This window comes from Fulvimarina manganoxydans (assembly GCF_900176465.1).
Classification (GTDB): Bacteria; Pseudomonadota; Alphaproteobacteria; order Rhizobiales; family Rhizobiaceae; genus Fulvimarina; species Fulvimarina manganoxydans.
In genome coordinates this window covers 34,561-54,984 of sequence record NZ_FWXR01000018.1, presented here as the reverse complement: position 1 = coordinate 54,984, position 20,424 = coordinate 34,561, and the positions used below count along the sequence as shown (strand labels likewise).

At 65.5% G+C, this 20,424-nt stretch carries 16 protein-coding genes; 6 read left to right on the top strand and 10 right to left on the bottom strand.

From position 1 onward, the window contains the following. Window positions 1-567 precede the first annotated feature (567 nt). The 4 genes from B9A15_RS16860 to B9A15_RS16845 are packed head-to-tail and all read right to left on the bottom strand — an operon-like array spanning window position 568 to window position 5,363. Window positions 568-2,031 (bottom strand): aldehyde dehydrogenase family protein, encoded by a 1,464-nt coding sequence (locus B9A15_RS16860; RefSeq protein WP_084411689.1) that lies wholly within the window; start codon window positions 2,029-2,031, stop codon window positions 568-570. Next, window positions 2,028-3,308 carry an NAD(P)/FAD-dependent oxidoreductase gene (locus B9A15_RS16855; protein ID WP_084411688.1) on the bottom strand — a complete coding sequence of 427 codons (1,281 nt, stop codon included), beginning with the start codon at window positions 3,306-3,308 and terminating at the stop codon, window positions 2,028-2,030. Before B9A15_RS16855 ends, B9A15_RS16860 begins: the two co-directional genes overlap by 4 nt. Window positions 3,309-3,338: 30 nt before the next feature. After that, a complete protein-coding gene (locus B9A15_RS16850) occupies window positions 3,339-4,484 on the bottom strand; it encodes an alanine racemase (protein ID WP_084411687.1) in 1,146 nt (381 codons plus the stop codon). 9 nt (window positions 4,485-4,493) lie between these two features. Continuing rightward, on the bottom strand, window positions 4,494-5,363 hold the full coding sequence (locus B9A15_RS16845; RefSeq protein WP_084411686.1) for a GNAT family N-acetyltransferase: 870 nt from the start codon (window positions 5,361-5,363) through the stop codon (window positions 4,494-4,496). Window positions 5,364-5,651: 288 nt separating this feature from the next. Between B9A15_RS16845 and argE the strand changes: the two genes are divergently transcribed. From argE to B9A15_RS16815, 6 genes are all read left to right on the top strand, one after another. Further along, window positions 5,652-6,773: an acetylornithine deacetylase gene (gene argE, locus B9A15_RS16840; RefSeq protein ID WP_084411685.1), complete on the top strand. Its 1,122-nt coding sequence runs from the start codon at window positions 5,652-5,654 to the stop codon at window positions 6,771-6,773. Next, complete coding sequence (locus tag B9A15_RS16835) at window positions 6,770-7,705, top strand: 2-hydroxyacid dehydrogenase (RefSeq protein ID WP_084411684.1); 936 nt, start codon at window positions 6,770-6,772, stop codon at window positions 7,703-7,705. The genes argE and B9A15_RS16835 overlap by 4 nt, the downstream gene beginning before the upstream one ends. Before the next feature lie 34 nt (window positions 7,706-7,739). Then, on the top strand, window positions 7,740-8,096 hold the full coding sequence (locus B9A15_RS16830) for a cupin domain-containing protein (protein WP_084411683.1): 357 nt from the start codon (window positions 7,740-7,742) through the stop codon (window positions 8,094-8,096). Between the two features lie 66 nt (window positions 8,097-8,162). Beyond that, the gene (locus tag B9A15_RS16825) at window positions 8,163-9,206 is read left to right on the top strand and encodes a tartrate dehydrogenase (protein WP_084411682.1); all 1,044 of its coding nucleotides are present in this window, start codon (window positions 8,163-8,165) and stop codon (window positions 9,204-9,206) included. 52 nt (window positions 9,207-9,258) lie between these two features. After that, window positions 9,259-10,722 (top strand): NAD-dependent succinate-semialdehyde dehydrogenase, encoded by a 1,464-nt coding sequence (locus B9A15_RS16820; protein ID WP_084411681.1) that lies wholly within the window; start codon window positions 9,259-9,261, stop codon window positions 10,720-10,722. A 101-nt stretch (window positions 10,723-10,823) separates the two neighbouring features. Then, window positions 10,824-12,200: an aspartate aminotransferase family protein gene (locus B9A15_RS16815; protein WP_084411680.1), complete on the top strand. Its 1,377-nt coding sequence runs from the start codon at window positions 10,824-10,826 to the stop codon at window positions 12,198-12,200. A 45-nt stretch (window positions 12,201-12,245) separates the two neighbouring features. Here the strand turns inward: B9A15_RS16815 and B9A15_RS16810 are convergent, their stop codons facing one another. The 6 genes from B9A15_RS16810 to B9A15_RS16785 all read right to left on the bottom strand — a co-directional run bounded on the left by B9A15_RS16810 (window position 12,246) and on the right by B9A15_RS16785 (window position 20,230). Then, window positions 12,246-13,121 (bottom strand): GNAT family N-acetyltransferase, encoded by an 876-nt coding sequence (locus tag B9A15_RS16810; RefSeq protein WP_084411735.1) that lies wholly within the window; start codon window positions 13,119-13,121, stop codon window positions 12,246-12,248. Between the two features lie 281 nt (window positions 13,122-13,402). Continuing rightward, complete coding sequence (locus B9A15_RS16805; protein ID WP_084411679.1) at window positions 13,403-14,737, bottom strand: NAD(P)/FAD-dependent oxidoreductase; 1,335 nt, start codon at window positions 14,735-14,737, stop codon at window positions 13,403-13,405. A gap of 125 nt (window positions 14,738-14,862) precedes the next feature. Further along, complete coding sequence (locus B9A15_RS16800; protein ID WP_084411678.1) at window positions 14,863-15,744, bottom strand: ABC transporter permease; 882 nt, start codon at window positions 15,742-15,744, stop codon at window positions 14,863-14,865. A 39-nt stretch (window positions 15,745-15,783) separates the two neighbouring features. Continuing rightward, window positions 15,784-16,734, bottom strand: a complete 951-nt coding sequence (locus tag B9A15_RS16795; protein ID WP_084411677.1) for an ABC transporter permease — start codon at window positions 16,732-16,734, stop codon at window positions 15,784-15,786. An 85-nt stretch (window positions 16,735-16,819) separates the two neighbouring features. Next, window positions 16,820-18,487 (bottom strand): peptide ABC transporter substrate-binding protein, encoded by a 1,668-nt coding sequence (locus tag B9A15_RS16790; RefSeq protein WP_084411676.1) that lies wholly within the window; start codon window positions 18,485-18,487, stop codon window positions 16,820-16,822. Between the two features lie 72 nt (window positions 18,488-18,559). Beyond that, a complete protein-coding gene (locus B9A15_RS16785) occupies window positions 18,560-20,230 on the bottom strand; it encodes an ABC transporter ATP-binding protein (RefSeq protein ID WP_084411675.1) in 1,671 nt (556 codons plus the stop codon). Window positions 20,231-20,424: the final 194 nt, after the last annotated feature.

Genomic DNA, 20,424 nt, shown 5'->3' with positions numbered 1-20,424 from the left:
GCTGACGAATGATGTCTCGAAAGTCCTGAGCGACGCTTAACGGAAATGTTCGCGATCGCATCAATCGTGCCAATACCGGTTCCGATGAACTCTTTCCTATATGAAGAGTTACCGATGGTCACAGTGCGGACTATGATCGATCGGGACGACCAATCGACCGCAATTCCTGTTCGACGACAGTGGAGCAGCGCGCCCTGTGGCCTTAGGGCAGTCTCTTCTCCGGCGCCGATCGGCTGCTCGGCGCTCAGAGATCAGGCGTTGGCTTTCATCGCGTTCGTCATGCTCGGGCTCCGTCCCAAGCATCCAGTGTGCCAATGAAGCCGCGCATTTCTCGAGCGTTTCTGGATGCTCGGTACGCGGACACAGAATGACGATGCGTTGAAGGTATCGGCTCTGCGATCCACCGGCCGCCTGCGGTCGGGCGTCGTGCCCTGTGCCCCGCGGACACCATTTGATACGATGTCCGATTGACCCAGTCGGGCTCCGTATCAAAGCCCGCGCAGCGCTTGAGCGGCTCTAAAGATCCGTATCGCAAAGCAACCGAACGGATTTCCTATGAGATGCGGCTCAGGCTTCGGAATAATAGCCGAGAATAGCCTTCGTCTCCAGATATTCCTCCATGCCTTCCGGGCCATATTCGCGCCCGTTGCCGGAGCGTTTGTAGCCGCCGAAGGGCGCCTGCGGGTCCCAGGCGGGAGCGTTGAGATGGACCTGACCGGCGCGAATCTGCGAAGCGACGCGGCGCACCTCGTCCATATCGGTGCCATGCACATGGGCGCCGAGCCCATAGACCGTGTCGTTGGCGATCGCGATCGCTTCTTCCACCGTGTCATAGGGCAGGATGGCGAGCACGGGCCCGAAGATCTCTTCCCTTGCGATCGCCATGTCGCGGCGGACATCGGAGAAGACCGTCGGCCGGGCGAAAAGACCCGCCGCCAGGCCCTCGGGCCGGCCCGGCCCGCCGGCGACGAGCCTGGCGCCTTCGGCGATTCCCGTCTCGATCATGATCTGAACGCGCTCATATTGCGCCCGGTTGGCGATGGCGCCGTGGGTCGTCGCCTCGTCGGTCGGCGCGCCGACCACGAACTCCGCGACCGCCATCCGCGCCAGCGCCTCGACCTCGGCGAGCCGGGCGCGCGGCACCAGCATGCGCGTCGGCGCGCTGCAGGACTGGCCTAGATTGCGCATGGCGGCGGCAACGCCGAGCGGCACGCAGCGGTCAAGATCGGCGTCGGGCAGGACGATGTTGGGCGATTTGCCGCCGAGCTCCTGCGCAACGCGCTTGACCGTCGGGGCGGCGGCTTGCGCGACGAGAACGCCCGCCCGGGTCGAGCCGGTGATCGAGACCATGTCCACGTCGTCATGGGCGGCCAGCGCTTCGCCGACGACAGGGCCGGAGCCGTTGACGAGGTTGAAGACGCCCGGCGGGCAGCCGGCCTCCTCGACGATCTCGGCGAAGAGAAGCGCGCTCAAGGGGGAAAGCTCGCTCGGCTTCAGCACCACCGTGCAGCCGGCTGCCAGCGCCGGGCCGACCTTGGCGGTGATCTGGTAGAGCGGCCAGTTCCAGGGCGTGATCAGCGCGCAGACGCCGATCGGCTCCTTCATGATCGCGGTCGTGCCGCGCTTCGAGACAAAGGGGAAGTCGGCGAGATTGTCGCGCGCGACGCGAATATGTTCGGCGGCGAGCGGGACCTGGGTCTGGCGGGCATAGGTGATGGGCGCGCCCATTTCGGTCATGAGCGCATGGGCGATCAGATCGAGCCGTTCGAGGATCAGCTTATGGATGCGGCCGAGACAGGCGGCGCGCTCCGGGGCGGGCGTCTCGGACCACGCCGGAAAGGCGCGCCTTGCCGCCAGCACCGCATCGTCGACATCGGCTGCGTTGCCGAGGGGCACTTGCGCCACGACCGCTTCTGTCGCGGGATCGACGACCGGGGCCTTTTCGCGGCCTTTCGGCGCGCGCCAGCTCCCGTCGATGAAGAACCGATCCAGATGGCCGGCTTCCTTCAGATGCTGGATGGGGTCGGTCATTGCAGGCGATCCTTGATGCGGTAATAGGCGCCGACCACGGGCAGGAACCAGGGCTTGCCGAAATGGCCGGGAATGGCGGGCCAGTCGAAGTTCTTCCAGGGGTTCGCCTCGGCCTGCCCGTCCATGACGTCGGCCATGATCGTGCCCATGAGCGTCGACATCTGGGTGCCGTGGCCGCTGTAGCCCATCGAATAATAGATGCCGTCGCGCTCGCCCGCCCGTGGCAGGCGGTCCCGCGTCATGTCGACCATGCCGCCCCAGCAATAATCGATGCGGGCATCGCGCAGTTCGGGGAAGACCTCGTTCAGCGAGGCGCGCAGGATCGCGCCGCTCTTCTGGTCGGAGGCGGGATTGGAGACGGCGAAGCGCGCCCGGCCGCCGAAGAGAAGCCGGTTGTCGGGGGTCGTGCGGAAATAGTTGACGAGGTTCTTCGTATCGACGCAGTTGCGCCGGCGCGGCACCAGCCGGTCCAGGGTTTCGACCGGCAGCGGCTCGGTGACGATCAGGAACGCACCGACCGGAACGATGCGCCGGCGGACCCAGGAGAGCGGGCGTCCGGTATGGGAGATGCCGCTCGCCAGAAGCACCTGGCGGACGCGCGTCTCACCGCGCGGGGTCTGAACGATGTGACCGCCGCCCGGCGCGGGTTTCAGGCCCGTCATCGGCGTGTGCTCGAAGATCGCGGCGCCGTGGCGCGCGGCGGCCTCGGCGAGGCCGCGCACGAAACGGCCGATATGGATCGTGGCGCTCTTGCGATAGATCAGGCCGCCATAATAGCGATCGGACCCGACTTCGCCGGGAAGATCGGCCCGCGTGACCATCTCGGTATCGGGATCGACATGGGCGGCGAGCAACTCCTGAGCCCGGGCGAGCTTGTCGTAATGCTCGGGCTTGGCCGCCAGTTTCAACTTGCCGACCCGGGCGAAATTGCAGTCGATGCCCTCTTCCCGGATCAGCCGTTCCACCGTGTCGACGCCAAGATCGAAGGCCCGATAGAGCGTGTCGGCGGTCTCGCGCCCGAGACGCTCGGACATGACGCCATAATCCTGGGCAAAGCCGTTGTTGCACATGCCGCCATTGCGGCCCGAGGCGGCGTTGCCGATCGTCTCGGCTTCGAGAAGGACCACGCGGGCCCCCTTCTTGGCGAGCGTCAGCGCCGCCGAGGACCCGGTCAGGCCGCCGCCGATCACCGCGACGTCATAGCTCTCCTCGAGCGGCCCCATGGCCCCGCCCGAAAAGGGCTTCGAGGTGTCCAGCCAATAGGATGTGAGTTTCATCGGGAGTGTCCGGTGGGGGTGGGAAAAGTATTACCAGCCGCGGATTCGCGGCCATTCGGCCGTCACCGTGCCGTCCGGGCCCGAGACCACATGGTAGCTCTCATGCTGGGCGCCGGTGGCGCAGGCATGGTTCGGCAGGATGCGGAGCTTGGTCCCGACGGGCAGGTCAGGAAGCGAAGCCGACGATCCGGAGCGGATGGCGAGCGTGCCGTGTTCCTGGCTGGCCTGGGCGACGAGAAGATCGGGATAGATCTTTCCCGCGATGTCCGTGACGAGACCATAGCCCTGATCGACGCGCTGCGCCGCCGTGCCGCGATCGCGCGACAGGGCCATCCAGCCGGCATCGATCATGATCCAGCCCTTTTCCGGCCGTTTGCCGATGACGGTGGCAAGGACCGATAGAGCGAGATCATCGGTCGAGCAGACGCCGACACCGTGCATGACGAGATCGAAGAGCATGTAGACGCCGGCGCGCATCTCCGTAACGCCTTCGAGAGACTTGGCGAAATGGGCGGTCGGTGTGGAGCCGACGCTGACGATCGGGCATTCATGGCCCGCCGCGCGCAGCCGCGTGGCGGCCTCGACGGCGACGGCCCGCTCGTTTTCCGCCGCCGCTTCCAAGGCTTCGGGCGTATTGAGCCCGTAGGATTCGCCGGCATGGGTGAGGACGCCCGCGAGCCGAACGCCGCCTTCCTTCAAAGCCGCCGCGACCTCGATCAGTTTCGGGTCGTCGATCCGCATGCCGCCGCGATGGCCGTCGCAGTCGATCTCGATGAAGGCCGCAGGCGTCACGCCTGCCGCTTGCCCCGCCTGTCCGAGGATGTGCGCCTGTTCGACCGTATCGAGGAGAAGCTTGATGGCGACGCCATCCTTGCGAAGCCGCATGGCCCGTTCGGCCGTGTGCGGCGCGAGGCCGACCGCATAGGTCATGTCGCGGAAGCCGTGCCCGGCGAAATACTCTGCCTCCGCCATCGTCGAAACGGTGATCGGCCCCGGCCCATCAGGAAAGACGTGGCGGGCGGCGTCGATCGACTTCACCGTCTTCATATGGGGGCGCAGCGTCACGCCGAAGCCGGCCATGCGGCTGGAAAGCCGGGCGAGATTGCGGTCCAGCCGCTCGGTGTCGAGGATGAGAGCCGGGGTCGGAAGCGTGTCCAGCCGCGATTTCGTGGACATTGGAGACCCCTAGTTCAGCGACTGGTTGGAGAGGGCGAAAAGCTGCGCCGGTCCGCTCTTGTGCAGCGTGCCGCGCACCATCACCAGCGCATCGCTGACCATCGGCAGGCCGAGGCTCTCCAGCCATGGCGACAGGCCCGTCTCCACATCGGTGTCGATCCGCACGAAGCGGCTTTCGAGCCGGGACAGGGCGGCCGCGACCAGGTGTCGGGCCTCGTCGGCGCCGGGCGCGACGACGGGGCCGACCACATGACCACGCCCCCAGACGCGGGAGATGGCGTAACCCGCAACCTCGCCGTCTTGCAGGAGGAGGTCGGTCTCGCCGACCGCCAGAAGCTGTTCCAGAAGCGGGCGGCGTTCGAAGCCGGTCGCCTCGCGGTCGAGCTTGAGGATGGCGTCGAAGTCCGACACGGCCATGGGGCGAACGATCTCGGCGGGCGGCGCATCCACCCGCCCGGGAAGAATGCCGTGATGCTGGTGGATCGTGCCGACGGGATTGAAGCCGCGCCTGAGATAAAGGGCCTTGCCCTCGGCCGTCGCGTTCAGAAGGATCGTCCGCGAACCCGCCGCCGAAAGGAGCGCATCCATCAGCCTGGCGCCATAGCCGCGTCCCTGCAATGCGTTCGAGACGATGATCATGCCGATCGTCGCGCCATCCTCGCCATAGGGGAACCAGGCGGCGGTGCCGACCACCTCGCCGTTCTGCTCGAGCGCGAGGCCCTCGCCGAGCTTGAGGGCAAAGGCCCAGTCCTCGACCCGATAGGGCCAGGAAAGCGCCATGGAGAGCTTATGGGCGCCCGGTAGGTGACGGTCGGAAAAGGGCACGATCGCCACCTCGTCCGCTGCGTTTTTGACGTCCCGAATGGCTGCGGTGTCCATGATGCGTGCGCACTTTTCTTTTTGCATTTCGCGAGTGATGTCGAGAGCCCGGCCGCCAAGCCGTTCTCCCGGTCGCTAAGCAAGGAAGCCCGCCGGCCCTTCGCGGGCAGAGGCGCGTCCTCGATCTTTCATCTCATAGGGTGATCCGAGAGAAGCCAAAGGTTCTACCGCAGGCCGGGGGCATTTCGGCATCATCTTCCGAACTTCCCAGATTTACGGCACGAACGGCCCAGCCGTTTCGCTACCTTGAGCGCAAGGTCCCAACCAAGGTCCCTGAGGAGATGCGCGATGGTGGAGGAAATTCTGGCGAGGCTGGTCGCCTTTCCGTCCGTCGTCGGCACGCCGAACGGGCCGATCACCAACTGGATCGCCGACTATTGCCGGTCCCATGGGGCTGAGATCCATGTGCTGCCCGGCCCGGAAGGCGATCGCGCCAATCTCTTCGCCAGCCTCGGCCCGGTCGACGTGCCGGGCTATGTCCTGTCCGGTCATAGCGATGTCGTGCCCGCCGACGAGGACGGCTGGAGCGCCGATCCCTTCACGCTGCGCGCCGAGGGCGAGCGGCTCTATGGGCGCGGCACCACGGATATGAAGGGCTTTCTCGCCGCCGCGCTCGCCGCGCTGCCGGTCCTTGCGGCCCGTCCGCTGAAGCGTCCCATCCATCTCGCCTTCTCCTATGACGAGGAGGCGGGCTGTCGCGGCGTGCCGCACATGATCGCCGCGCTGCCGAAGCTCTGCGCCGAGCCGCTCGGGGTGATCGTCGGCGAGCCGAGCGGGCTTCAGCCGGTCCTTGCCCACAAAGGTAAGGCATCGGTCCGGCTCGACGTGACCGGCCGCTCCGGCCACTCCTCGCGCCCCGATCAGGGGCTCAACGCCATCCATGCCATGGTCGGCGTGCTGGCCGATGCGGTCGCCCTCGGCAAGGATCTGGCGAGCGGCCCGTTCGATCCGCGCTTTACCCCGCCCTATTCGACGCTGCAGGTCGGCATCGTTTCCGGCGGGCGGGCGCTCAACGTGATCCCGGAGCGCTCGAGCGCCGAGATCGAATTGCGGGCGATCGCCGGCGCCGACCCGCGCGCGCTTCTGGAACCGATCCGCAACCGGCTGACGGCGCTGGAGGCCGAAGGCTTCGGAACCGGCTGGCAGGAATTGGCCGCCTATCCGGCCCTCGCGCTTGCCCCGGACAGTGCGCTGGCGGCGCTGATGGGCGAGTTGTCCGGCCAGGCCCCTTGCGAGGCCGTGAGCTACGGCACCGAGGCGGGGCTTTTCCAGGCGGCGGGCCACGACGCCATCATCTGCGGCCCGGGCGACATCGCCCGAGCCCATCGTCCCGACGAATTCATCACGCGCGGCGAACTCAACGCCTGCCTGTCCATGATCCTCGCTCTTGCAGAAAGGTGCCAGGCATGACCGGCCGCCCCGTCTTCCTGTTCAACTCCACCGCCGAACGCGCCGCCGTCTTCCGAAAGGCCTTTGCGCGGGATCTGCCTGATGTCGTCTTCGCGGACGATCCGGCGACCGTCGAGCCGGACGATGTCCGCTATCTCATCACCTGGACCATTCCGGCCGATCTCGCGCGCTACCGCAATCTGCAGGTGGTCTTCTCGATCGGGGCGGGCGTCGATCAGTTCGGCAAGGCGGGCCTGCCGGCCGATGTCGCCGTGGTGCGGATGGTCGAGGACGGCATCATCCGCATGATGCAGGAATATGTGACGCTCGCGGTGCTCGCCCTCCATCGCGATCTGCCCGCTTACGGGAGGCAGCAGGCCGAAGAGGTCTGGCGCGCCCTCCCCGCCCGGCAGGCCAGCGAGCGGCGCGTCGGGTTCCTCGGCCAGGGCATTCTCGCACAGGCGGCGATGGCGCGCCTCATGCCCTTCGGCTTTCCGCTCGCCGGCTGGAGCCGTTCGCCCCGCGCCATCGAGGGCGTCGAGGGGTTTCACGGCGCGGACCGGCTCGCCGATTTCCTGGCGCGGACGGATATTCTCGTCTGCCTTCTGCCGCTGACGGAAGAAACGCGCGGCTTCCTCAATGCCGAGCTCTTCGCCAAGCTTCCGCAAGGGGCAGCGTTGGTTCACACCGGACGCGGACCGCAACTCGACACCCCCGCGCTTCTCGCCGCGCTCGATTCAAGCCATCTGTCGGCGGCGATGCTCGACGTGACCGATCCCGAGCCGCTGCCCGCCGGCCATCTGCTCTGGTCTCACCCCAAGGTCGTGATCACGCCGCATGTGGCGAGCGTGACCCAGGCAGGGTCCGCCGCAGAGGCCGTCATCGACAATATCCGCCGCCATCAGGCCGGCCAGCCGATGGTCGGCCTGGTCGATCCGGCGCGTGGCTACTGACAAGACAAACTCGACAGACCCGGAGACCGAAACCATGTCGCTGATCGTTCCGATCGACCCCAAGCCGACTTTTGAGCCGAAACCCGGCGAGCCGCTCCCGGAGCGCCTGATATCCGGCTCGCCGACTTTCAAGACCTGGGCCCAGGACGCCTCCAAGGGCGAGATCGTCAAGACCGGCGTCTGGGAAGCAACGCCCGGCGAGACCCATTCGATCAAGGGCACGACCTTCGAATTCTGCCACCTCCTCGCTGGTCACATCGAGATCGAAGAAAAAGGCGGCGAAACCTATACGTTTCGCGCCGGCGACAGCTTCGTCATGAAGCCCGGCTTCGTCGGCATCTGGCGCACGATCGAGACGGTCCGCAAGATTTACGTCACGGTCTCCGAATGATCGACAACCGGCGGGCATCCGGCTCCCGAGCCATCCACGCCGACCCCTTGCATCTTTGAGGAACCGATGAAGACCTATCGCATCGCGCTTGTCCCCGGTGACGGCATCGGTCCGGCTGTCATCGATGCCGCCTGGCCCATTCTGGAGCGCGCCGCATCAAGGAACGCCATCGCGCTCGAAGCCACGCGCTTCCCCTGGTCCTGTGAATTCTACCACGAGACCGGCGCGATGATGCCGGCGGACGGGATCGAGACGCTGCGCGGCTTCGACGCCGTGTTCCTTGGCGCGGTCGGCTGGCCGGCGAAGGTGCCCGATTCCGTGTCGCTCCACGGTCTCCTCCTGCCGATCCGCAAGGCTTTCGCGCAATATGCCAATATCCGCCCGCACCGCCTGTTGCCGGGCGCCGAAGGCCCCTTGCGCCGGGAAGAGTTCGACATTCTCTGCATCCGCGAAAACACCGAAGGGGAATATTCGGGCGCCGGCGGGAGGGTCCATCTCGGCACGCCCGAGGAGGTGGCGGTGGAGACGGCGATCTTCACGCGGGTCGGCGTCGAGCGCATCCTGCGCTTTGCCTTCGACGAGGCGCGCAAGCGGCGCGGCAAGCTCGCCTCGGTGACGAAATCCAACGCCCAGAAACACACGATGGTGTTCTGGGACGAGATGACCAAGCTGATCGCGGCCGATTATCCAGATGTGGAGGTCACGCCCTATCACATCGACGCCATGGCGGCGCGGATGGTCATGGCCCCCGAAACCCTCGACGTCGTTGTCGCCTCCAACCTCTTCGGCGACATCCTCACCGATCTCGGCGCCGCGATCCAAGGGGGCCTCGGCTTTGCCGCCTCCGCCAATATCAACCCGGACCGCACGGCGCCCTCGATGTTCGAGCCCGTCCACGGCTCGGCGCCGGACATCGCCCATCTCGGCATCGCCAATCCGATCGCCGCCATCTGGTCGGGCGCGATGATGCTGGAGCATCTTGGCGCCGGCGAGGCCGCTGCCGACGTGATGCGGGCGGTGGAGGCGACGACGGCGCGCGGCCTCGGCACAATGCCCGGGAAAGATAAGACCGACCGGATCGCCGACGCCGTTCTCGATGCCCTGGGCTGACATTGCGCGTCGCGCTCGTCCATTCAGCCGCCCCCATGAAGAGAAGAAACCCATGCAATTGAACGAAACCGATCTCCTGCGCTTTCAGGGTCTGATTGACGGGCGTTGGCAGGATGCCGGCTCGGCGGCGACGCTGGACGTTGTCGATCCGGCGAGCCAGGGCGTCCTCGGCACCGTGCCCGATATGGGCGAGGCAGAGACCCGGGCCGCGATCGAGGCGGCCGAGCGCGCCTTCGGGCCCTGGAAGCGCAAGCCCCATGCCGAGCGCGCCCGTCTGATCGAGGCCTGGCATTCTCTGATGATCGAGCATGCCGAAGACCTCGCCCAAATCCTCACCGCGGAACAGGGCAAGCCGCTCACTGAAGCCCGCGGCGAGATCGCCTATGGCGCGAGCTTCGTCAAATGGTTTGCCGAAGAGGCCCGGCGCATTGGCGGATCGACCATCCCCTCGCCGACGCCCGACCGGCGCATCATCGTTCTGAAGGAGGCCGTCGGGGTCTGCGGCATCATCACGCCGTGGAATTTCCCGAATGCGATGATCACCCGAAAGGTGGCGCCGGCGCTTGCCGCCGGATGCACCGTCGTCATCAAGCCGTCAGAATTCACGCCATTTTCGGCGCTCGCCCTCGGCGTCTTGGCGGAAAGGGCCGGCATCCCGGCGGGCGTCGTCAATATCGTCACCGGCATGCCGACGGGTATCGGCAAGGCTTTCATGGAGAACGAGACGGTCCGCAAGATCTCCTTCACCGGCTCGACGCGGGTCGGCGCGCTCCTGATGCGCGGCGCGGCGGACTCGATCAAGCGGCTCAGCCTCGAACTTGGCGGCAATGCGCCCTTCATCGTCTTCGACGACGCCGATCTCGATCTCGCCATCGAGGGCGTTCTCATCTCGAAGTTCCGCAATGGCGGCCAGACCTGCGTCTGTGCCAACCGCATCCTCGTCCAGTCCGGCATCTATGACGCTTTCGCCGAGCGCCTCAGCGCCCGGGTGAAGGAGATGAAGGTCGGGCCAGGCACCGAGGAAGGCGTCGCGATCGGCCCGATGATCAACGAGGCCGCGATCGAGAAGATCGGCCGTCACATCGAAGACGCCAAGGCCAAGGGCGGGCACATCCTCGCCGAGAGCGGCCATATGCCGGAGGGCGGGCAATATGCGCGGCCCGTTGTGATTGGCGGCGCGACGACGGATATGCAGCTCGCCTCGGAGGAGACCTTCGGCCCCGTCGCGCCGCTCTTCCGCTTCGAGACGGAAGACGAAGCGATCAAGATTGCCAATGGGACACCCTTCGGCCTTGCCGCCTATTTCTTCACCGAAAGCCTGTCGCGCGCCTGGCGCGTCGGCGAGGCGCTGGAATTCGGCATGGTCGGCCTCAACACCGGCCTGATCTCCACCGAGGTCGCCCCGTTTGGTGGGGTGAAGCAGTCCGGTCTCGGCCGCGAGGGCTCCCATCTCGGCATCGAGGAATATCTGGAGGTGAAGACCTTCCATATGGGCGGCTTGCGCCAGAGCGGCTGAGTTTCAATCCACTGTTTACGGGGCGCCAACAGGGCGCTCCGTTTTGCTCGCCGAACCGATCTTGGTCGCCGTGAGCCCCACCCCCTTCAGGAGCCTCTCTCATGTTGCTGAATTCGCTGGTCGAGCTCGACCGCGCCCATCTCGTCCATCCCGTCGCCTCCTATCGGGGGCATGAAAAGGCCGGCGTGCGGGTTCTCGCCTCGGCCAAGGGCGCGCGGGTCAAGGAAGCCGGCGGACATGAGCTGATCGATGGCTTTGCCGGCCTATGGTGCGTCAATGCCGGCTATGGGCAGGAGAAAATCGTGGAGGCTGCGACACGCCAGCTTCGCGAGCTGCCCTATGCGACGGGCTATTTCGGCCTCGGCTCGGAGCCGGCGATCCGCCTTGCCTCCGAGCTCGCCGACCGGGCGCCGGGCGATCTCAACCATGTCTATTTCACGCTCGGCGGGTCGGACGCGGTGGATTCCACGGTCCGCTTCATCCGCTATTACTTCCATGCCATCGGGAAACCGGAGAAGGACCAGTTCATCTCGGTCATGAACGGCTATCACGGCTCGTCGACCGTCGGTGCCGGCCTCACCGCCCTGCCCGCCTTCCATGCCGGGTTTGGCCTGCCCTTCGACTGGCAGCACAAGATTCCATCCCATTACAGTTACCGCAATCCGGTCGGCACCGAACCGCAGGCGATCATCGAGGCCTCCGTCGCGGCCTTGCGGGCAAAGGTGGAGGAGATCGGGCCTGAGCGCGTCGCCGCCTTCTATGTGGAGCCGATCCAGGGCTCGGGCGGGGTGCTCGTGCCGCCGGATGGCTGGGTGAAGGCGATGCGCGAGACCTGCCGCGAGCTCGATATCCTGTTCGTCGCCGACGAGGTGATCACCGGTTTCGGGCGCACCGGGCCGCTCTTTGCCTGCGAGGACGAAGGCATCGTTCCCGATCTGATGACGGTCGCCAAGGGCCTGACCTCCGGCTACTGCCCGATGGGCGCGGTCCTCCTTTCGGACAGGATCTATGATGCGATCGCCGATGGCGCGGGGCTGACGGCCGTCGGCCATGGCTATACCTATTCCGCCCATCCGGTCAGCGCGGCCGTCGGGCTCGCCTGCCTCGATCTTTACGAAAACGGCCTTCTTGAAAACGGCCGCCGCGCCGGCGAGCGGCTGATGGCGGGGCTCCATTCGCTCGCCGATCATCCTTTGGTCGGCGAAGTGCGCGGCCGGGGGATGCTGGCCGCGGTGGAACTCGTGACGGACAAAGCGAAGAAGACGCCGCTTCCTGCCAGCGCCGAGCCGGCCAAACGCGTCTTCGACCGGGCCTGGGACAATGGCCTCGTGGTTCGCGCCTTCCCCACCGGCGTCCTTGGCTACGCACCGCCGCTCTGCGCGACCGACGCCGATATCGACGGGATCATCGAGCGCACGAAGATGACCCTCGACCAGACGTTGGAAGACCCTGACGTGCGCGCTGCGATGGTCGGCTGACGAGAGCGGAGCGGCCTGCCAAAGGCCGCTCCCTTCGAGGCGAACTCAGCCCAAAGCGTGGCCGGCGAGACCGAAGACGATCGGCTCGCCCGGCCGCTCGGTCAGGATGCGGCGGCCCTTCGACATGGTGGTGACGGTCTCGGCGGCCGGGAGGCCGTTGCGGCGAAGAAAATCCGCGAAAGCGCCTTCGGACCTTGTATCGACACGCACGAACTGCCCGCCGAGCCCGTCCAGATGCACGGCCGTAAGATGGATGGCGTCATTGTCGCTCGAAGCGACGATCGGACCGATGACATGGCCGCGCCCAAAGGGGCGGCACATGGAATAGCCGACGATCGCGCCGCCGCGCCGAAGCACCTGGATCGAGGCGGTCTCGGCCAGGCCCTTGAGATGGGCCATGCGGTCGGCCCCGAAGGCCGCATGGTCGAGCGCGGCGATCTCCGCGAGCGCGTCGGGGGCGAGGGCCTCGATTTCAACCTTCAGCACCAGACGCGCCGCCGTCACGGGCGGCATCACGCCTTGATGCATATAGACTTGGCCCTCGGTGGCGAAGCCGAGAGAGTGATAGAGGATATAGGCCGCACGCGTGGAATTAAGAGCAAGATCGCGCCCTGCGCAGCGGGCGAGAACCTGATCCATGAGCCATCGGCCATTACCCTGCGCTTGCGTGCGCGGCGTCGTGATGACGAGACCGATCGTGGCGAAATCGTCCCCATGGGGAAACCACATGGCGCTGCCGAAGACACGCCCGATCCCGTCGACGGCGACGATCCCCTCCCCGACGCTGAGCAGGAATTCCCAGTCCTTCGGACGGTGCGGCCAGCCGACGCTGATCGACAGGGCGTGAAGCAGGCTGACATCGACGCTGCCGATATCCCTTGCGAAGAGCTCGAAGGATTTGAGCCGCACGGCGTCCTGCATCTTCATCAATCCTCCGTAGCCTGACCGACCCTTCAAGTGGGACCGGCACGATGGCCCACTCGCGAAAGCGGCCTGTTCGGCCGTTGCGCGTCGGTCCGATCAGACCCGCTCCCCCGCCGCTGAATGTCTCGCATGCTCTCGATAGGGTGGTTCATTCGTCGCCGGTTTCCAGCCTACGACGGCCCATCGGATAACACTCCTTCCGTTACGGCTCAAACGGCGCCGCTCCGGGGGAGAAAGGCGCTCCCGCCGCCTCTGTCACGCACCCCTGTCTCTCGTCGTCACATCATCTCAGGGCGCTTGATCGCCGAACCATCGAAGAAACGGCTGAGCCGGAACGGGTTGATCTCGACGAAAGGTGTTTCGTTCATCGCCATTTCGCTCGCCAGCCGCCCGGCGCCGGGCCCGAGGGCAAAGCCATGGCCGGAAAAACCCGTGGCGAGCGTCAGGCCGCGAACGGCGTCGGGATTGGCGATGACGGGCACGAGGTCGGGCGAGGTGTCGATGAGGCCGGCCCAGGACGCGGCGACTTCAATGCCCTTGAAGACCGGGAAGTCGGCGACAAGGCTGTCGATCGCCTCCTTCACCAGATCCTTCTGGGGCGCCGGGTCCATGATGCGGATCTTCTCGAAGGGCGAAATCTTGTCGAAGTCCCAGCCGCCGAGCGCGTCGGGACCGTTGAAGAAGCGGCCATTCAGCCGGTATTTCAGCTTCTTGCCGATCTTGGCGCGCATCATCTCGCGGAATTTGGTGGCATAGAGGATGCCCTGGGGCGCGAGGTTGACGACGCCGTGCCCGGGAACCGCGATCGTGTAACTGCCGTCGAGGCGCCGTCTCAAAGCATACCCGGCGCCTGTCACGCAGCCGGCCTCGACGACGTTCGGGGCGGGCGTCGTGCGCAGCGCTGTGCCCTCCACATTGGCGACCGGCAGATCGATGCCATGGCGGCGCAGGAAGCGCGAGCTCCAGGCCCCGCCCGCCAGAACGACCGCCTCGGCCTTGATCAGGCCGCGTTCGGTCCACACGCCCTTGACCGCGCCATTGGCGATGTCGAGCCCGCGCACGGCGCAGTTCTGATGAATGGAGGCACCGAGCGCCTTCGCTCCGGTCGCGATCGCGGGCGCGGCCATGCCGGGCTCGGCGCATCCGTCGGTCGGCGACCAGATCGCGCCGACCCACTTCGTGGTGCTTCCCTTCATGCGCTCCTGTGTCTCGGCCGCCGTCAGGGTCTCGTTGTAAAAGCCCATTTCACGGGCCTTCCGGCTCCAGGCATCCCATCGTGCCAGTTCGTCCGCATCCTTGGAGGCGTAGAGGCAGCCGATGCGGCGAAAGCCGAGATCGGCACCGATCTCGGCGTCGATCTCGCCCCAGCGCTTCAGGCTGTGCATGGCGAGCGGAAGCTCATGGAAATCGCGGTTCTGCTGGCGCACCCAGCCCCAGTTGCGGCCCGACTGCTCGCCCGCGACGATCCCCTTTTCAACGAGTGCGACGGAAACGCCCTTGCGTGCCAGTTCATAGGCGGTGGAGGTGCCGACGATACCGGCGCCGATGACGACCACATCGACTTTTGCGGGAAATTCGGCGCTGTCCTGGACAGGGTTCACGACGATGGGCATGGAGAGAGGTCTTTCGGATCATTCGAGCCGCGAAGGCGGCGGGCTTTGGGAGGACGAGCTGCCGCGGCGCCGATCGCTGGCGCCAATCATTGGCGCCAAGCACTGGCGACAGCGCTGCGGCGATATCAATGGCCGTCGCTGCGTACATCGAAGGCGTCGCGCAGGCCGTCGCCGATGAAGTTGAAGCTGGCAACCGCGATCGTGATCGCCGCGCCTGGAATGATGGCGAGCCAGGGGGCGCTGCCAAGATATTGCTGGGCCCCGTTCAGCATATTGCCCCAGGAGGGCAGCGGCGGCTGGATGCCATAGCCGAGGAAGCTGATATAGGCCTCCATCAAAATGGCGCGCGCGACCGTCAGCGTAGCCGCGACGATGATCGGCCCGAGCGCGTTGGGCAGGATCTCCCGGAACATGATGTGGGCACCGCTGAGACCCAGCATCCGCCCCGCCTGGACGAATTCGCGCTCACGCAAGGAGCGGACCTCGGCATCGACGATGCGCGCCACCTCCATCCAGCTGGTGGCGGCGATGACGATGGTGATCATCATGGCGCTCGGCTGAAGGGCGGCCGCAAGCGCCAGAACCAGGAAGATCGAGGGGAAGGACAGGAAGCCGTCGACGGTCCGCATCAGGACGCTGCCGATCCAGCCGCCGCGATAGCCGGCGATGACGCCGACCAGGGTGCCGATGATGGTCGACAGGAGCATGGCGGAGAAGCCGACAGCGAGCGAGATGCGCCCCGCCTCGAAGAGCCGGGCCGCGACGTCCCGGCCGAGCGGGTCGGTGCCGAAGAAGTGGTAGCCGGTAAAGGGTGGCGCGAAGCGCGCACGAAGATCGATGTCGAGCGACCCGTAAGGCAGGAGATGAGGCGCCAGGATGCAGGCCAGCACCAGAAGAACGATCATGCCCAGACCGAACATGGCGAGCTTGTTGGTGATGAAACGGCGGGTCGTGCGGCTCCGCCACCAGCGTTCGCGGATGGGTTGGGACAGGGTGGCGCTCGTCATGGCGGTTGGCTCCCTCTCTCGGGCGATGGATGTCATGGATCAGGCCAATCGGATACGAGGATCGATGAGGGCGACGGCGATATCGGCGATGAGGTTGCTCGCGATGACCAGGATCGCCGAGAACATCAAAAGGCCCATCACCACCGGATAGTCGCTGTAACCCAGACTATCGAGGAAGAGGCGCCCCATGCCGGGCCAGGTGAAGACCGTCTCGGTGACGAGGGCGCCGGTCAGAACGCTCGGGAGCTGGATGCCGGCGAGCGTCACCATCGGCAGAAGCGCGTTGCCCACCACATGCTTCATCAGGATGCGGCGCTCTGACAGGCCCTTGGCGCGCGCCGTCTTGACGAAATCCTGGTTCATCACGTCCAGCGTCGCCGAGCGCATATAGCGGCTCCAGATCGCGACATGGACCAGCGCCAGCACGATGCTCGGCAGGATGAGATGGTGCAGATAATCCAGCACCGTCTCGTCGCCGATCGTGTACATATTTCCCGCCGGCAGCCAGCCGAGTTTCAGCGAAAACACATAGATGCCGACGAGACCGAACCAGAAGGTCGGGATCGACAGGGCGATCATCGCCCCGACCGTCGCCGCGTAGTCGAAGGTGGAGCCGCGATGAGTGGCGCTGCGGATGCCGATCCAGGCGCCGATGGAGACGGCGATGATGGTTGATGAGCCCATGAGCAGAAAGGTCGCCCACAGGTGCCGGGCGATGACCTCGAGCACGGGAGCGCCGTCCCGGAAGGAATGACCCCAATCGCCCTGAAGAAGCCGCCATGCCCAATCGAGATATTGAACATAGAGCGGGCGGTTCAGTCCGAGCTGCTCTCTCAGCCGGTCAAGATCGGCCTGGGTGATACTGGAATCGAGGCCGAACTGCGCGAGCGGCCCGCCCGGCAGCAGATTGAGCACGACGAAGCCGATCACCGATACGATCAAAAGCAGGACGAGGCTCTGCAGAATCCGTTTGAGGAGGAAGCCGGGCATTGGGAGAGGGACCCTTCGTGACAGCGTCGCCGGTAAGGTCCTCCGCCCTTGAGGAAAGGGCGGAGGAAAGGGGGAAAGGCCGCGATCAGTCCTTCCAGGACCAGGCGGCGGCATGCCAGGAGGGCGTGCGCGTATTGGGATTGAACTTGAAGCCTTCGAGCCCGGATTTGCGCCCCATCACGACGGTGTAGGCAAAGATCGGCAGGAAAGGCAGATCCTCGCGGATGATCTGCTGAACCTCCGTATAGATCTTCTTGCGCTCTTCCTGACCGAAGGTGCCTCGTCCTTCCTTCAGAAGCTCGTCGACCCGCGGGTTGGAATACTGCATCGTATTCGATCCCTGCCCGCCCTTGGCGGCGCTGGAGGTCGAGGCAAAGCGGTTGGTGACATCCGGGTCGGAGGCGATGAGGAAGGTGACGCCGGACATGGCCGTATCAAACTGGGACTTCGTCCAGAAGTCGCCCCACATGACCGCCGGCGGCAGGTTGGAGATCGTCATCTCAACGCCGATCTCGCGATAGATCTGCTGCATATATTGCTGCACCTGCTCGCGCAGATGATTGCCCGAGGTGGTGGAGTTGGCGAAGGCGAGACGCACGCCGTCCTTGGCACGGATGCCGTCCGATCCCGGCACCCAGCCGGCATCGTCGAGAATCTTGCGCGCCTTGTCCAAATTGAATTCCTGCTTCGGCAGGTCCGGATCGTAATAGTAGGACAGCGGCGGCATGAAGGTTTCGGTCATGGTGCCGACGCCGTAATAGATGCCATCGATGATCGACTGGCGGTCGAGCGCGGCATAAAGCGCCTCGCGCACGGCCGGGTCCTTGAATTGCGGCCGCTCCAGATTGAAGAAGATGCCCTCGATCGAGGAGCCGGGCTCCAGGGTGACCGTGCGATCGGGCAGCTCCTTGGCCTCGGCGTAGTGATCGGGCGTGATGTAGGACTGATCCACCAGATCCACGTCGCCGCTCTGGAACTGGGTGTAGAGCACCGTCATGTCGGGGATGTATTTGAAGATGAGCTCCTCGATGAACGGCCCTTCACCGAAATAGTCCTCATTGGCGACGAGCTCGACCCGGTCGCCCGGCACGCGGTTGCTCCATTTGAACGCACCGGTGCCGATGGGCGACTGGTTGAAGGGGGCCGTATTCGGGTCTTCCGCCGCGCCCAGGATATGCTTGGGCACCATGAAGGTCTCGGCCAGGAAGGCGAGATAGGGCGCGAACTCGCTTTCCATCCGCCAGGTGATCTCCGTCGGCGAAACAACGGTAAGATCACGAACCAACGAATGTCCGCCGGTGCGCCAGGAGAGGAACTTCGGATCGACGATCAGCTCCAGCGTGTATTTGACGTCTTCGGCCGTGAAAGGCTTGCCGTCATGCCATTTGACATCGTCGCGCAGGCGCACCCGCCAGTTCAGGCCGTCTTCGGAAATGCCGCCATTCTCGACGCTCGGAACCTCGGCGGCGAGATTGGGCTGGATCACACCGTCCGGGTCGATGCGGAAGAGCGCGTCGAAGACCGAGAAATGGACCGCGTCGTCCACCTCGTTGTGAACCATCAAGGGGTTGAAGACGGTCGGCTCCTGGGACATGCCAACGACGACGCGTCCCTTCGGCTCCCTGTCTTCCTGGGCGAAGGCCGCGCCGCCGAGGAAATGGGGCGCGACAAAGGTGGCAAGGCCGCTGGCCGCCATCAGGCGCAGGGCACTACGGCGCGAAAGGCCGGACTTCGGGGGGGTCTTATCCGTCATGATGTCGGTTCCATTCCAGTTGAGGTTGCGGGCCAGTTGAGGTTGCGGGCTTAAGGTTTTCGGGGTGCTGGCTCAGTTGAGGGCGGAGAGACGCGCCTCCGCCGGCATCCGGCCCGGAATCGCGTCCACGAGCTCACGCGTGTAGGCCGAGCGGGGATCGAGAAAGATCTGCGAGGGCGGCCCCTGTTCGACGATCCGGCCCTTTTGCATCACCGCGATCTCGTCGCAGATCTGGCTGGCGACCCTGAGGTCATGGGTGATGAAGATCATCGAGACACCGGTCTCGCGCTGGATCTGGTCGAGAAGTTCGAGAATCTGCGCCTGGATCGACACGTCGAGCGCCGACACCGCCTCGTCGGCGACGAGAAGCTTCGGCTTGAACATCAGGGCCCGGGCGATGCCGATGCGCTGGCGCTGGCCGCCGGAGAACTCGTGCGGATAGCGCTCGAAGGCACCCGCATCGAGGCCCACATGGGACAAAAGCGCCTGCGCCTCCTTGCGGGCTTTCGGATAATCCATGCCGTGAGCGACGGGGCCAACGGTCAGGATATGCCCGATCGTGGAGCGCGGATTGAGGGAGGCGAAGGGGTCCTGGAAGATCATCTGGATCTTCGGACGGAGCGGGCGAAACTCCGCATCGCTCAGGGGGACGATATCGCGGCCCTCGAAAAGGATGCGTCCGCCATTGCCGTCCTGGAGCTTGACCAGAAGGCGCCCGAGGGAGGATTTGCCCGAGCCGCTCTCGCCGACAATGCCGAGCGTACGGCCCGGTCCGATCTCGAAGGAGACGTCCTGCACCGCCTTGACGAGGTACTCTCCGCCGAACAGGGCGCTGCCGATGCGGTAGGTCTTTCCGAGCCCCTCGACCCGGATGATCGGCTCCGGCGCCGCGTTGGACGCCGCCGCCCGGTTCTCGCCCGTCAGCGCCGGAACGGCGGCGATCAAGCGCTTGGTGTAGGGATGGGACGGCGACTTCAGCACCGCGTCGGCGCTTCCCGTCTCGACGATACGGCCCTTTTCCATGACCACTACGCTGTCGGCGATCTCGGCCACGACGCCGAAGTCATGGGTGATGAACATGACGCTCATCCCCTTGCGTCGCTGGATGTCGCGGATGAGATGCAGGATCTGCGCCTGGGTCGTCACGTCGAGGGCCGTCGTCGGCTCGTCGGCGATCAGGATCTTGGGCTCCAGCGCGAGCGCCATCGCGATCATGACCCGCTGGCGCTGTCCGCCTGACAGGCGGAACGGATATTGGTGATACATCAGCTGGGGATCGGGGAGGCTCACTTCCGTCAGGAGCTCGATGACCCGCGCCCGCTGCCATTCGCGCGTGCCCACCCCATGAGCCGTCAGCACTTCGGTAATCTGCTCGCCCACCGTCATCAGCGGATTGAGCGCCGAGAGCGGGTCCTGGAAGATCATCGAGACGACGCGGCCGCGCAGATTGCGCAAGGTGGCGGGTGCGGCGCCGATCAACTCGCCCGCCTCCGCCCCGCCGAGATGAATCTCCCCGGCCGAGACCCGGATCGAGGATGGCAGGAGTCCCATGATCGTGTTGGCGGTGACCGACTTGCCCGATCCGGATTCGCCGACGATGCACAGGATCTGTCCGTCCTGAAGATCGAAGGATATGTCCTCCACGGCGTGACGCCGTTCCATGTCCTTAGGCAGGTCGATCGTCAGACCGCGAACCGAAAGCGCCGGCCCCGTTGCCCCGTCAGTCTGGTATTGCGGCGTCATCGTTTGCGGTTCCTATCAGTGCAGACTAATAAATCATCAAACTGAGCAGGCAAAAGATGCAAAATCAGGCAGGCTGTGCCAGGTTGCAGCGCGATGCCTACTTGTGGTCGATCCTGCATTCCCTTGGGGCCGTCATCGTTTCGACATCGAGTGTTGCGCGTTTGGCGCCATTGAAAGCGCTGAATTGCGTGGAG